Source organism: Streptomyces sp. NPDC098789 (genome assembly GCF_044759975.1).
In the GTDB taxonomy this organism is placed as follows: Bacteria; Actinomycetota; Actinomycetes; order Streptomycetales; family Streptomycetaceae; genus Streptomyces.
Map to the genome: position 1 here is coordinate 209,279 of NZ_JBIWAJ010000008.1, position 13,184 is coordinate 222,462.

The window sequence follows — 13,184 nt, forward strand, 5'->3', positions numbered from 1 at the left end:
TTGAAGAGAGCCTGGATCAGGACATGGACACGGCGTAGAGACAGCCGCCCGGACCACAGGTCGAGCAGGTCAACCCCGAAGTGCGACAGAAGGTCGGCTTCAAGGGGATCGCTGTACTCATGCAGGATGCGGGCGGTCTGTATCAGTTTCCCGGCTCACCGAAGCCCGCGGCCTCGGTGACCTTCTCCAGGAACTCGTTGAACTCGCCGATGGTGCAGCGCAGGGCCCGGTACGTGGCCCACTGCTCCGGGCCGACGATGGCTCGCGTGATGGCACGCTCACCGGCGCCCTCCTCGATCACGTCCAGGACCTCGTCCGGAAGATTCATGGGGGACTTGATGAGGAACTGCTCGCCCTTGAACTCGAAGGCGGTGTCCTCGTCCTTCGCCTCGGCGGACTTGGCGGCGGTCGTGGTCTTCTTGGCAGTGGCCATGGGAACTCCTGGGATTACGTGTGGGGATGATGAGAAGGGGGCGGGGATTTATCCCTCCCCGCCACGGGGAAACGTTTCCGCTACTTGCCGGGCTCCGCCTGCTTGGCATTCACGGTCAGCCTGCCGATGGCCTCCACGTTGACGACCGATCCGGCGCTGGCCTTGACGGTGTACTGACCGATCGGGGTATCCGTCGCGACGGTGACCGGTACGACGAAGGCGCCGTTCTCCTCGATTACCTTGGCCGTCCGGGTGAACTTGCCGGTCTCGGAGGAGAACGTCAGGGTGACGGCCTCGCCCTTGGGGAAGCCCTGGCCGACCACATCGAAGTGGCCGCTCTGCTCAACGATCCCCGGCTGGAGGGTGACCTTGGTCGCCACCTCGACGGGGCCGTCGATGACCTGGTCGTCGGTGAGGACGTAGCCGAGGTTTCCGGAACGGTCCAGGGCGTCAATGGTCAACTCGAACTTGCCGTTCTCGGCGCGCTGGAGCTGAATCGCACCACGGTCCGAAATCATGGCGCGGCCGATGACGCAGCGGTATCGGACCGGCAGACCGCCCACGGTCTGCGACCAGTCCACGACGAGTGCGAGTTCGGAAAGCTCGGGAGTGGACTTGAGGTCGAGGCGGTAGGTGCCCGCGATGACCTTGCCCTCCTTGTCGGTGGCCGGTACCCACTTGGCTCCGAAGAACAGCTCGGTGGTGAGCTGGTTCGTTTCCATCAGGGTTGCCTTGACCTGGAAGGACGCGCTCTTCACGTTGTAGAGGACGGGTACCGCGGACTGCCAGACGTTGACCGGGTCGGTCTCGATGGACGGGGTGATGGTCACGCCGCCCTCGTCCACGTAGCCCAGGGCACGGAAGTCGCCGTCCGCAGTGAAGGGGACGGTGTCCCGGGGCAGGATGCTCGCGACCCGTTCGGCCGGCGCGACGTAGATCTCACCCGAGGGCGCGAAGCGGATCTTCTTGGAATTGCCGGAGTTCTCAGCCATGGGGCCTCCTGTGAGTGGGCATGAAAAAAGCCCCCGGGCAGGGGGCTGGGAAGCTGGCGTAAATGTCACGTTCCAACTTCGAGGACAAAAAAAGAGAGGCCGTACGCAGACTTACGCGTCGGTAAGGAAGAGGATCACTTCGCCCTGATAGGTGTGTTCCCGGGACGTCGCGTCGGGGAAGTAGCGCGGGCTGATCGCCTCGTCCACGTCGAGCACCAGGGCGTCACCCACCACGCGGGCCGGCAGATCCTCAAGTAGCTGCTCGCGGACCCGGTAGGCGACGGCCGCGGCCTCGGCCCGGTCCTTCGCGTACACCTGGTACGTAATGTCGGCCCGGTCCATGCGGGCCCGGACCACCCGGTGCCCTCCGGCGTGCTCCAGGTAGATCGTCGTGTCTCCCGGCTCGCGGCCCACCAGGTCGCCGGTCACGAAGTTGGTTAGTTCATTCAGGCCCTTGAGGTAGTCGAAGACCACCGACACGGGGTCGAGGCACATCAGCTCTCACGCTCCTTCATAAGGGCGTCCTTCAAGGTGTGGCTACCGGGATGGCGTCGACCGCTCTTGTCCCGCCAGCCGTACTCGATGAGGAGGGCGTGTCTGTCTGCCTGAACCGCTGAATGAATTATCCCCTCGACCTCGTACGCGGTGACGGAGAGGGAGAGGGCGTACATGTTCCACGAGCCCCTGCGGTTCTTCGGAGCAGATCCGCGCGCACTCGCCGCGATGGCCGAAGCCTTCTGGGCGAGCATCCGGGCCGTCTCGGTCGAGGACATGAGTCGATGCACGGCGGTCTCATCGAGGACCAGGCGGACACGGGCGGCCATCAGTGCTCCACCCGCCAGGCCCGAGCGCGTACGTGACGCAGGGAGCCGTGCCCCCACGGCGAGGGAACGCCGTCCACCTCGTACAGCTGCGATCCGAAGCGGAGCCGGTCCGCGGAACCCACGTCGGCCCCGAAGGGCAGGTACACCAAGACCCGTTCCTGAGCGGTCTCCCGTTCCGGGGAACGGACCTCGAAGGAGCGGTCGGGCTGGACGTTACCGAGCCCCTTGAACACCACGCTCGCGTGGTCCCAGTCCCGCTTCCTCCCGTAGGCCGTGTCGGTCAGGCCGGCGCGGAAAATCAGGACCTCATCACTGAACAGGTTCCTCACTCCGCCTCCCGGATCAGGGAGATCGAGGCGAGCTTTCTGCGGTACCTCTTGAGGGAAGTTCTGGCCGCAGGGGAGAGGGACTGAGTGGTCGCGGACGATCCGAACTCGACCGCGATGTCCCCGACGCGTTCCGAGACGATGCCCGGAGCGACGGCAAGCCATCGGATGACCTCGGCGCAGATCACTGCCTTGATGCCCGGGGTCTCCGCGTAACCGCTACCGCAGTGATCCCGCACGAGGGCGGAGGCATCCTCAATGAACGCCTCCACCCTCGGCTTCTCATCGTCCCCGACCGTGCGCCCCAGGCGGACAGAGATGTCGCCTACGGTGATACCCATCTGTCACATCCCAACTTTGGGCACAAAAAAGGGGGGTTACTTGGCCGCCTGCACGGCCACGGTCCGGTTCTTCTCCACGGCCACCTTGTTGTGGTCGACAATCGCCTTCTCGACCCCCGTGGCAACGAGAAGCTGCTCCGGCCGGATCACCTTGGCGTCGTAGATCACACGGCTCTTGATGGCGTCCGTGAAGGACTTCTCCGGCTTGTACGCCTCCATCTGCGCGAACGGGATGACGAGGCTGGTGGCCGAGGTGGAGCCCATGAACATGTCGATGGCGTTGAGGGCGTCGTGGCGACGGCCCTTGACGAACTTGGCCTCGCCGGGCCGCTCCTTGCCCAGGGTGTTCGAGACCTGGACGGGGATGCCGAGAATCGTGCCGATGGCACCGGACGGCATGACCGCGCCGCCACCGAAGTGGGCGGCGTCGATGAACTTCGGATCGCGCAGGAGCAGCGACCGTAGACGCGGCGAGATGAACAGGTACCGGGAGTCGGGAGCATTCTTGAGGTCCAGGTTCTCCAGCATCGCCACCACGTAGTCGTAGACACCGATGACCTCGGAGTCCAGAGCGTTCGGGGCAACCGTGTCGATCTTGCCGTGGAGGGCGGGCAGAGTGGACGCGTCGGTCGGCATCGTTTCCGCGCCGTTCAGGTCCTTGCCCACGACGGCCGCGGTGAGAGTCTGGGCCAGCATCCGGTCGATGGAGACGGCCGCCTGGCGGCCACGCTGACGGACCAGCTCCGACATGAGGTCGATGCCGCTCTTCGTCTGGAGCTGGTGAAGGGCGTCGATCTCGATGTGGAACGAGGAACCCTTGCCCACGGTCATCGGAATGTACTCAAGGGCCGCGTGGTCCTTGTCGCCGATCTCGCCGTAAGCCTTCACCAGACCCTTGTCCTCAACGGTGTCGATGAAGTGAGGGATGCGAACGCGATCACCCTCGCGTCGGAACTCACCTTCGTAGTTCCGGTTGGTGATCTCAGCGGAGCCCAGAATCAGGTTGTCCTCAAGGTCCTGGAGGAGCTGGGCAGTCCAGAGCTCCGGGACGAAGACTCCATGACCCTTAAGGGTCGGGTCCTGGCCGGCAGGGCCGCCGGTCAGAAGACCAGAAGCAGCCTGCGTGGTGAAGTCGTTACCAGCCATATAGTTTCCTTAGTGAAAAGCACGGCCCAATTGTCACACTCCAACCTTGAGCGCAAAAATAGGAACGTGCTTAGATTTCGCCTCGCATGAGGGCGTCGCACTTACCCGCCTTGCGGGCCTCGTTGATCTCCCTCGGAGACATGCGGGAAAGGTCCTCACGAGTGAGCTGGCCGGCGGCCGGGCTCCCCTGACGACCAAGGCCGAGATCCTGCGCGTAAGGCTGCGCGGTACTCGGCTTGGGAAGAGACGACACGAATGCCTCGATACGCGCCGGGTCCGGGTTTCCATCCTCGCCGAGGAATGAATCCAGGTTCAGATAGTCGGCGCCGGGAAGAGTGACGCCGGCCGCCGAGGAGGCCGCGCGAAGCTCTGCGCTGATGAGCTTGGTACTCACCTCGGAAAGAGCAGCGTTTCGGGCTTCCGCCCGAGCGGCCTGGATGGCCTTCTCCGTGTCGGACGTCTGGGACTGGCGGTATCCCTCAAGCTCTGTGGACGCCTGCTTAAAGCGCTCCTCATTCTTGCGGGACAGGGCCTTCCACTTGTCGATCTCAGCCTGAAACGCGCCGCCGCTTGTACCGGCGGGATCGGCGAGGCCCGGAGTCGTCTGGTCGTCGCTCATGTGATCATCCATTTCGGATAGGGGACAGTCGCCATTTCGGCAACGGTCGGTGGAACGTTTCTTCTACTTCTTCTCGAAGCGCTGACGATTCGCGTTACCGGAGTTGCCCTGCGCTGGCTTCATGGCACTCGCCTTGGCCTTCGCCCCCGAGACGGTCGACTTGTCGTCGGCGCCCTGCTGGGCGATGGCAAGCTCCTGCTTCTGAGCATCAGTCTGATACTTGTCGGCCCGTTCCATTTCGATCTTGGCTTCCTCTTCAAGGAGCTGATCAAAGCGCGAGATCTGAGAGGGGGTGTAACCGGCATCCTGCCAGAGCTGCTGCTTCGGAACGTTGAGCTGCTGGAGCTTGAGAAGAGCGTCAATGTGCTGAGCCTCGGTCCGGTTCTCCGGATCGCGCCAGATAACCTCCGCGGCCTCGTACTCCTCGCGTAGCTTTCCGCCGTTCTCGACGGCGATGGCGAGCCGCATGGTTCGCTCCCATGATTCACCGAAGTGAAGCATCCGCTCTCGGGTCTTCGACACCAGACCGGCTTCGGCCGAAGTGATCGCGTCGCCGCTGGGGGGCTGCCCGCCCTTGAGCATGTAATGGAATGGCACCCTCGCGATACTCGCCATGTGCATGGTCAGCATGTCCACGAGGTCGACATAGTTCGAGAGATTCGCGGCTTCGAATTGGCCGAAGCTGGCGGCTGGGTCCTCGGCCTGGAGGAGCTTGTCCACGGCGACCTTGAAAGGCTCGATCGGGTGGCCGTTCTCGTCTTCCTGAATCTCCAGACCGGTCACGTATCGCTGGGGCCAGGCAGCGTATTCAGATGCGACGAGAGAGTCTGAGACGGTCTTATTGATTGCATCCTGAATCGGTATGACCGTGGCCAGATCCGACATAGGTTCGCCAACGAGTCGAGCCCGGTTCTGGATGGGAACGACGGGTACGACGCCAAGCGGGTTCGGCTTGGCCGGCCCGTCGATGGTGTAGCCACCGATCTTCCAGTTGCCGACATGAACCGACTTCGCGAGCCACAGAGTGCAGAACTGGCGGCCCCAGTCATCGACGTAGAACTTCGCCGCGGCCTCGATCTCGTTGCGCGAGCCCGGCTTGTACTGCACTACGACGTGCTCAGCGGACTCGACGGAGATCACGGCCTTGCCGGCCTCGTCGCCCCAGATGACCGCGTAGGCGGCTCCCTGGATCATGGCGTCCAGGTGGGCGGAGTTGGATGCCGCGTCCATCCCGTTTCGCTGCCAGATCTCGCGGGCCAGGTCATCTTCGCCCGGTTCCTTCGAGAGCCGGAAGCCGTCGATGAACATGCGCTCGTTAACCGAGTCGATTACCAACCCGCAGAAGTTGTCGTTCCAGCGGTCGAAGACGTGGGCAAACTCAGTCCGATACTTCGACTGAGAGAAGAGCATTTTCTGATGCTTGCCGTCGTAATATTCCCCGAATCGTTTGAAGCGACCAGACCGGGAGGAAAGCTTCGATGACAGGTAGTCCATCCACATCTGCGGTGTGGACGGAGGCGACATGACGCCTTCCTGGCCTATCGACTTATCAAGAGCAGCTACCATCCGGGCCCCTTTCGAGCGGGGCTCAGAAACCGACTACTCGCCTCCGTTTGATCTGGAGACGTCCATCCGCAATCGCGTCCGCGCGTGCTTCAAGTGCAAGTACGGCGGCCACCGCGATATCGATTTTGCGTTTGGATCGAGGTGAGTCCTTGACGATCAGGTCACCTTGAGGAACTTCACGGACAACGGCGTTGAGGACATGGCGAGTCATTTCGGGATCGCCAACATGCGAGAGGTCGCTGACCATGACAGCGGTACGGAATCGCTCGACGGCCTGAACCATGCGGGTGGGCTTATTGGTCCAGAATTCGAAAACGAAATCGTCGCCCCACTCGACAGCCCAGCGGCCAATATTTTCCTGCCACCACGGAGGGTCGGCGTACATCCATTCCACGCGATACGTTTTGAAGGCCCGCTTGACGGCGGCCTCGACCGAGAGGACATCGACTTCCCAGTCGTCCTTCGCGTGCTCAGGGCGCAACCACTTGCCGAGGACGAACAGCTTGGCATCGCGCAATCTGACGCCGACCAAAGCAGTTCCGTCGCCTCGGACGCTCCCATCGAAACCGATTGCTATCTGTTCGCCAGCCTCGATGTCGTTCTCGGCTTCGCAGGCGTCCCACTCGGCCTTCGACATCCAACCGTCACTTGATTCGGCAATCTGGTTGAAGAAGAAGCGGAAGTATGTCGAATCGGGAGTCGTGCGGTCGTAGAGGATCGTCTTCGTCAGACCTTCGATATCAGCCCAGTGGGCATCTCCGTACGCTTCCCGCAGAGCTGCGGATATTTTCTCCCCGTCACGGATCTCTTCTACTTCGAGAGAGCCTTCGAGGCAGTCGTAGAGCCAGTAGCCCTTGGCCACCATGTCGGACTCGAAGATGATCTGCGCAACACTGTCTTCGTTCGGGTTGAACGCATTGGTCGTTGTCACCCAGCGGGAGCCGGCCTTCGTCGTCTTCTCGACGTTGCGCTTGAGGACCTGGTAGAAGTCAGGGCCGCCGTTCGAGGACACCCAGTGGTGTACCTCGTCCATAACGATGAATCACCCATCGTCCGGGCCCCAGCAGAATCAATCCACCGGGGCCCGGACAAAGGTTGGGCGATTTCCCTCGTTCGTGCGGCCACTGGTCGCCTTCGGGGTGATCGACCCCGGCTTGCCGGACTTGAACTGGACCATCGACTTCGAGATTTCCAGGCCGTATTCCTTCTCGGCCGGGGACTCGGACAGCATTCCTCGAATCATGTCGAGGGTCTGCTGTGTCTGGTCCAGCGCGGTCGCGCCGAGCTGCACGACGGGCAGGGGGACACGCTTACCGACAGGAAGACCGTGCTCGTCAAAGTGGCTGAACCGGCAGGGGCCGATGAACTCTACGATCGCCAACGCGGCGAGCAGGGGCGTCTTCCCCCACCCTTTTGCGCGTCGCAAGGTGCCCGCCGAGTACTTCCAGGTCCCGTCCGGGTTGATCGCGTAGAGCCAGAGGACGAAGCGGAGCTGTTCGTTCGTGAACTTCCAGCTCTCGCCCGCGCTCTCTCCATCGGGCTGCACGATGTAGGTCTGGGCCCACCGGATGATGCCGTAGCCGAGAGTTTCGTGAGGGGCCGGCACACCCTTGGGGAGGTTTCCGGTCTGCATCTGAACTCCTCTCGGGATCAGGGGAGAACTGTGCTCAACCCTCACTCAGGAGCTTGAACAGCTCCGCATCCATGTCTGCGTGCGAATCGGTCTCGGACGGCCCCGCGGCCTCGGCCTGGTCCTGCTTGTCGAAGGACATCCGGAGTCGGGCCCGGTCCTCGGTGGTGGCGCCCCACTTGCCCACGCGCTGACGGATCTCCCCGGCGAGCTTCATGTCTCCGAGGTAGAAGGCGTCCACGATTTTCGTGACGATCTCCAGCTCGGCCCAGTCGGTGTCCATCCAGTCCTCGGTCTGTGGAGCCGAGGCCCACGTCTTCCAGAAGCGCTTGGCACCGGAGGTGGTGATACCGAGGGCCTTGGGGAGTTCACGGCCTGTACCGGTCTGACCGGACAGCTTGCGCTCGCCCAGGGCGTGATCCGTGTTCCTTCGGGCGGAGCTGGGATTCGGGGCAGGCCCGCGCCGGGCCGGCATCAGATCGCCCCGTTCGCCACGTCGGGTGAGACCCCGTACAGCTCGCCGAGCTCGTTCAGTTCGGTCCTCGCGTCCTGGTGCCACCGCCGCTTCGCCGCGGCCTTCGAGGGCTGGTGTCCTCGGTACGGGGCGTACTCCTGGTCGCGGTCATCGGCCCAGGCGTCCCACGGTTGGGGGTCGGTCATCACATCACGGCTCCATGCATGAACTAACCGGGCTCAGCCTCGGTCTGCGTAGTAGGTCTTGAGCGCGTGGCAGCGGCCACACAGCGTCCAGAGGTTGTCCAGTTCCCAACTCCCGCCCCGAGAGACGGGGATGAGGTGGTCCACCTGGAGGTTTTCGCGCGTGCCGCACTTCTGACAGGTGAACCGGTCACGGGTCAGGACCTTCGCCCTGCGGGACGACCAGTCACCTGGACGGCTCTGGTTGCGGGCCGAAGGCCGGTCCCAACTCCTGCGAGCCGGGGGAGCATGGTCCTCACACCGTCCGGAACGGATGGTCACAGAGGTACACCCGCTCATGAGGCAAATCTGTTTGGCTCTCGGAATTGGTCCTCCTCTGTGAACTTGTATGGCGGTAGGGCGGATTTGAACCGCTGCCCCTTTCGGGGCCGCTCCCTTGCGAGGGCCTGACAACGCCGGGTTTCCCTGTCAGGACTCCGTACCGCTCGTGCGCTGGCCGGGAGTTGAACCCGGTCTTCCTATCGTCGGGGCTTTCAAAGCCCCTATTGTCGGGGTGCAGCCGTACACCACCACGCCGGCAAGGAGCTACCTTGCCTTGGCCGACTCAAGGCGATCACCCTCGGCCGGTTGAATGAGAGGCCCCGGAGGTTTCTGATCTGGCTCCGGGGCCAATGCCTTCCTGGATCTCTACTGGAAATATTCGACAGGAGATCCGACAGGAAGGAATCTCTCTCTGACTCTTGTAAGTCAGAGAGGATGTCTCTTATGGAGAATGAATCAGCTTTTACTAACTCTTCTTTCTTCTTCTCACTAACTATGTCGGTGTCCGGGAGGTGGCAAGCGGACACCGCCAAGTGGGGATGTGACACAAGGCACGTATTGTCGGACGTTCGGTCGAACGAACATTCGAGTTGGGATGTGACATGCCTCTCAGGTTGGAGTGTGATGCAACTTTCTGGCGCTTCGCGAGTCGATCCCAGTGTTACCTTCGATCATGTAAGCGCGTTCGGTGCACGTCACATGGAAGGAGCCGAGGCTGTGGAGAAGCTCCTGCCGGATCTCAACACCTTGATCCGTCTCTCGCAGCAGGGCTTGACCGACGAGCAGGTCGGGAAGCGCTACGGCGTCTCGGGCCAGGCCGTGAACAAGGCGCTCACCTTGGGCGGGTACTACCGGCGGCAGGTCTCCAAGACGGTCATCACAGAGCTGATCCCGTGGGACGTGCTGACGACCAAGGAGAAGGGCTCGCACCACAACACCTACTTGGCGAAGCAGCTTCGGGCCTACCTGCGGGCGGCGCTTGGTGACGACCAGCTCAACGAGAGCCATCTGTTGGCCGCGGCCCGCTTTGAGAAGAAGATCAGGGAGAAGAACCTGATCGTCACGTACGACCGCGAAGCGCCAGGCGGGTTCGTGCTGGAGCCCAGGACCGACGCGGATGGAGCGCTGATCGTGCGGTGGCCCAAGGACCGCGAGCTTCCCGAGGGTGACCACCTCAACGCGATCACCCTCGCCGACGAATAAGACGAGCCGGCCTTTAGGGACGGCAGCGGGCCCCCGGGTGTGTGCCGGGGGCCCGTTGGGTTTCTGCTCTGCCGTACAGCGGTGCAGTTAGTTAGTTCATGAACCGCTCAAGGGAGCGCCGCTCGGTGTCCGTCAGCCTTCGAACCCGGCCGGCCTTCGAGTCGAAGGCCGCCATGAGGGTGCTGGCCTTGACGTAGGTGGCCTCGGCATCGTGAATCTCGCAGTCGAGCGTGAAGGAGACGGCCTTCATCCCCGTTACCCGTGCGGTGATGGTGACGGGGGCCGTGCTGTAGACGAGCGGCCGGATGAACTTCATCGACTGCTCGCTGACGAAGAAGTTGGCTGCCAGACGCTCTTCCGGGTCCTCCGGTACTAGGTCCGCGAACATGTTCATACGGGTCTCTTCGAGGTACCGGGAGTAGACCGAGCTGTTCACGTGATTGTTCGCGTCCATGTCGGACCAGCGAATCTGGCACTGGAAGGTGAATGCATTCATTTCTACGGGCTCGCTTGTGTGTGAGTGAGGTTCAGCCGATGACGGGCGGGACCATGAAGCCGGTGGGGCTCTCCGCCTCGTGGGGCCAGGTGAGCAGGACCAGGCGCAGGTTCTCGAAGCGCGCGGGAATGAAGACCTGGGAGATGAGGTCGATCTCTCCGTCGAAGCGGGGGAGGCGGAGCCGGAAGTGATGGCCGTCCCGGTTGGCGACCACAGTCGTGTCCTCTGCCCAGTAGCCGCGGATCAGCGGGTCCTCAAGGGCCTGCTCCAAAATCTGGGGCAGAACGCTGGTGCTGCGGTTCCGGGCGAGTTCCAGGCGGATCATGCTGAGGTACACGCGGGCATGGCTCTCCCAGCTCACGAGCTGGGCGCGGGACTCGGGGTTGATCAGCCCCCAGTGCATCAGGTTGGCGCCCTCTTCCCGCACCCATGGGAACCAGTCACCCATGGGCCGGTTGTACGCGATGACATTCCAGTCGGCGTCGGAGACGTAGGCCGGCCGGGGGTCCTGCTGGTCCAGAACCAGCTGTATGGCCCTGTGCTCCGGAGAGTCGTGGATGGCCGTCACGCCTGCGGGCGGGGTGCAGCCCACGGTGTAGAGGAAGAGCGTCAATCGCTGGTCGGGCTCCAGGAGCAACGCGTCGGCCAGGCGCTCCATGGCCTCGCGGTCGGGCCGGGGCATGTAGCCCTTCTCCATGTCCCTGACCCACCGCTCACTCATGCCGCAGCGTTGGGCCACGAGAGCCTGCGGCATGGGCTTGTGGAGGCCCATCTTCTGACCTGCTGCCGCCCGCCATGCGCGCAAGAACCGTGGCAGACCAGAATTCTCGTCACCGAATTCAGAGTCGGTGTGAGAGTTCCCTGCCAAACCATCCTGCATTTGCTTTTTCTCCCGTGAGTCGCTTTTGCGTTTCTTTACCCAGACCCTACCGGAGCCGTCTGACAGTCAGGTCAGGATTTTTGGCCTCCGAGAGGGCAGGTTGAGGCCGCCGCGGAGTAGGCGTTTTAGCGAAGACGAGCGAGAGGGCGAGATGGTTGTGTGCTCAGCCGAAGGTGTAACGCAGGTAACTCATGGAGCGCGACTTCCGGAAACGTCGTTCCGGTTCGGCATGGGTAAGAATCAAGGAAGCGCCCCGGCGCCGTGCGGTTGACTCCCGTTCGGTGCATGGGGAGTTGCTGTCGGGGTGAGGGTCGGGCCGCATTGAGCGGCCGGCCCGCTATGGGGGTGCATGCCCCCGGGGGGAGAGATATGCGTCTGCGCTGCCGTGGGGATCGTCACACTGACGGATCGGTCGCATCGTTACGTGAAGGCGTGCGATTTGTGACTGTCAACACAGTTGGAGTGTGACACTCAGCTGACCTGCGCCTGTAGGGTTCAAGGCGTGGCGGCCGGTGCCGTCGGAAGTGAAAGAGGAGCATGGTGTTCGAAACCTTCGAAGGCGTGAAGGTCCATGTTCGGGCTGCTGAAATCGTCGCTGCCTTTGCGCAGTGCGAGCAGTGGTCGGGGCGGCCCGCGGAAACAACCGCGTCCGGAATCGTGACGGCGACCGCTGTCGCCTACGGAGAGATCACGACCGTGACCATCGGGAGCAACATGGGGGCCGCCGAGCAGCAGCAGCTTGCCCTCCTCGAAGCGAGGATGGGGCGGCCGTTGCAGGACTGCTTCATCGTCTACAGCGACATCTGTGAATGGCCCCATCCCAGGATGAAGGGGTCCACATCATTTATTCAGTTCGGAATCTTTCAGGAGGCGCACGCGTGACCGTAGAGGCGAACTATGAGCGCTGGGCGGGAATGCCCCGCTCGGTCAGTCAGGTCACCGAGTACGAGGAATGCCCGTACAAGGGCTGGCTCAAGCGGGCGGAGAAGGTGGAGCCCCGGCCCGCGGCCTGGAGTACCCACGGGACCTCCTTCCACACGGCCGCCGAAGAGTTCGAGAAGTCCGGGCGCGAGATGGCCGTAGACGACGTGGTGAGGGTCTTCCAGGACGAGTACTGCGACGGCATCAACCGGGACATGGGGAAGCTCAACGACATTGCGCGGTGGATGAGGGCCAACAAGGGAACCGCCGCTGACGACCTGGAGGAGCGTTACGAGGCGGGCTCACGCCAGACACGTGAGTACGTGGAGTACGTCCAGGAGAACGCGCCCGTGCTGTGGCATCCGAAGAAGCACAAGAGGGACGGTGTCTGGCAGGTGGCGGACGGCACGCCGGCCGTCGAGCTCTACTTCATGGCCGAGTTCGGGGGAGTGAAGGTCCGCGGCTTCATCGACCAGGTTCTCCTGAACGTGGACATGAGTCGACGCGTCCGGGACCTCAAGACCGGCTCCACCAAGAGCAAGTTCCAGCTCTGGGTCTACGGCCTCGCGGTGAACCAGCTCTACCCCGAGGAGGCTCCCGTCACGAACGGGGACTGGTACCTGGCCAAGACCGGCAAAGTCTCCCGGCCCGTCAAGCTGGCCGACGCCGACCCCGATGAGATCACCGAGCGCATCGTACGGATGGACCAAGGCGTGAAGGCCGGCGACTTCCCGCCCCAGCCCGGATTCGGCTGCCGGTTCTGCGACGTGTCGTACGCATGCGCGTTTTCGCGGCGCTGAAGTTGGAATGTGAGATTATGGAGGTGTTG

The 13,184-nt window shown here is 63.0% G+C and carries 19 protein-coding genes; 3 read left to right on the forward strand and 16 right to left on the reverse strand.

All coding sequences use genetic code 11. The features are described from left to right. Nucleotides 1–142: 142 nt before the first annotated feature. The 14 genes from ACIQWR_RS19015 to ACIQWR_RS19080 all read right to left on the reverse strand — a co-directional run bounded on the left by ACIQWR_RS19015 (nt 143) and on the right by ACIQWR_RS19080 (nt 8,873). Nucleotides 143–433 carry a hypothetical protein gene (locus ACIQWR_RS19015; protein ID WP_404010598.1) on the reverse strand — a complete coding sequence of 97 codons (291 nt, stop codon included), beginning with the start codon at nt 431–433 and terminating at the stop codon, nt 143–145. Between the two features lie 80 nt (nt 434–513). Continuing rightward, complete coding sequence (locus tag ACIQWR_RS19020) at nt 514–1,425, reverse strand: hypothetical protein (RefSeq protein WP_404010601.1); 912 nt, start codon at nt 1,423–1,425, stop codon at nt 514–516. Nucleotides 1,426–1,536: 111 nt separating this feature from the next. Further along, complete coding sequence (locus ACIQWR_RS19025) at nt 1,537–1,920, reverse strand: hypothetical protein (RefSeq protein WP_404010604.1); 384 nt, start codon at nt 1,918–1,920, stop codon at nt 1,537–1,539. Next, the gene (locus ACIQWR_RS19030) at nt 1,920–2,249 is read right to left on the reverse strand and encodes a hypothetical protein (RefSeq protein ID WP_404010607.1); all 330 of its coding nucleotides are present in this window, start codon (nt 2,247–2,249) and stop codon (nt 1,920–1,922) included. Before ACIQWR_RS19030 ends, ACIQWR_RS19025 begins: the two co-directional genes overlap by 1 nt. Beyond that, the gene (locus tag ACIQWR_RS19035; RefSeq protein ID WP_404010610.1) at nt 2,249–2,578 is read right to left on the reverse strand and encodes a hypothetical protein; all 330 of its coding nucleotides are present in this window, start codon (nt 2,576–2,578) and stop codon (nt 2,249–2,251) included. Before ACIQWR_RS19035 ends, ACIQWR_RS19030 begins: the two co-directional genes overlap by 1 nt. Further along, the gene (locus ACIQWR_RS19040; RefSeq protein WP_404010613.1) at nt 2,575–2,916 is read right to left on the reverse strand and encodes a hypothetical protein; all 342 of its coding nucleotides are present in this window, start codon (nt 2,914–2,916) and stop codon (nt 2,575–2,577) included. Before ACIQWR_RS19040 ends, ACIQWR_RS19035 begins: the two co-directional genes overlap by 4 nt. 36 nt (nt 2,917–2,952) lie before the next feature. Beyond that, a complete protein-coding gene (locus ACIQWR_RS19045) occupies nt 2,953–4,062 on the reverse strand; it encodes a hypothetical protein (RefSeq protein WP_404010616.1) in 1,110 nt (369 codons plus the stop codon). Nucleotides 4,063–4,132: 70 nt separating this feature from the next. Then, entirely contained in the window at nt 4,133–4,681 is a 549-nt protein-coding gene (locus ACIQWR_RS19050) for a hypothetical protein (RefSeq protein WP_404010619.1), read from the reverse strand. 63 nt (nt 4,682–4,744) lie between these two features. Beyond that, on the reverse strand, nt 4,745–6,247 hold the full coding sequence (locus ACIQWR_RS19055) for a phage portal protein (protein WP_404010621.1): 1,503 nt from the start codon (nt 6,245–6,247) through the stop codon (nt 4,745–4,747). Between the two features lie 22 nt (nt 6,248–6,269). Next, a complete protein-coding gene (locus tag ACIQWR_RS19060) occupies nt 6,270–7,280 on the reverse strand; it encodes a hypothetical protein (RefSeq protein ID WP_404010624.1) in 1,011 nt (336 codons plus the stop codon). A gap of 36 nt (nt 7,281–7,316) precedes the next feature. Beyond that, nucleotides 7,317–7,880 (reverse strand): hypothetical protein, encoded by a 564-nt coding sequence (locus ACIQWR_RS19065; protein WP_404010627.1) that lies wholly within the window; start codon nt 7,878–7,880, stop codon nt 7,317–7,319. A gap of 34 nt (nt 7,881–7,914) precedes the next feature. Further along, entirely contained in the window at nt 7,915–8,352 is a 438-nt protein-coding gene (locus tag ACIQWR_RS19070) for a hypothetical protein (RefSeq protein ID WP_404010629.1), read from the reverse strand. Then, nucleotides 8,352–8,537: a hypothetical protein gene (locus ACIQWR_RS19075; RefSeq protein WP_404010630.1), complete on the reverse strand. Its 186-nt coding sequence runs from the start codon at nt 8,535–8,537 to the stop codon at nt 8,352–8,354. The genes ACIQWR_RS19070 and ACIQWR_RS19075 overlap by 1 nt, the downstream gene beginning before the upstream one ends. 33 nt (nt 8,538–8,570) lie before the next feature. After that, nucleotides 8,571–8,873 carry an HNH endonuclease gene (locus tag ACIQWR_RS19080; protein WP_404010632.1) on the reverse strand — a complete coding sequence of 101 codons (303 nt, stop codon included), beginning with the start codon at nt 8,871–8,873 and terminating at the stop codon, nt 8,571–8,573. 699 nt (nt 8,874–9,572) lie between these two features. On the opposite strand from ACIQWR_RS19080, the gene ACIQWR_RS19085 reads away from it, so the two are divergent. Next, nucleotides 9,573–10,058 (forward strand): hypothetical protein, encoded by a 486-nt coding sequence (locus tag ACIQWR_RS19085; RefSeq protein WP_404010635.1) that lies wholly within the window; start codon nt 9,573–9,575, stop codon nt 10,056–10,058. A gap of 91 nt (nt 10,059–10,149) precedes the next feature. On the opposite strand, the gene ACIQWR_RS19090 is transcribed toward ACIQWR_RS19085, so the two are convergent. Continuing rightward, a complete protein-coding gene (locus ACIQWR_RS19090; protein WP_404010638.1) occupies nt 10,150–10,554 on the reverse strand; it encodes an acyl-CoA thioesterase in 405 nt (134 codons plus the stop codon). 31 nt (nt 10,555–10,585) lie between these two features. Further along, a complete protein-coding gene (locus tag ACIQWR_RS19095; protein ID WP_404010639.1) occupies nt 10,586–11,434 on the reverse strand; it encodes a helix-turn-helix transcriptional regulator in 849 nt (282 codons plus the stop codon). Nucleotides 11,435–11,971: 537 nt separating this feature from the next. Between ACIQWR_RS19095 and ACIQWR_RS19100 the strand changes: the two genes are divergently transcribed. Beyond that, nucleotides 11,972–12,316, forward strand: coding sequence for a hypothetical protein (locus ACIQWR_RS19100; protein ID WP_404010641.1), 345 nt, complete (start codon nt 11,972–11,974; stop codon nt 12,314–12,316). Then, nucleotides 12,313–13,155, forward strand: coding sequence for a RecB family exonuclease (locus ACIQWR_RS19105; protein ID WP_404010644.1), 843 nt, complete (start codon nt 12,313–12,315; stop codon nt 13,153–13,155). The genes ACIQWR_RS19100 and ACIQWR_RS19105 overlap by 4 nt, the downstream gene beginning before the upstream one ends. The last annotated feature ends 29 nt before the right edge of the window (nt 13,156–13,184 follow it).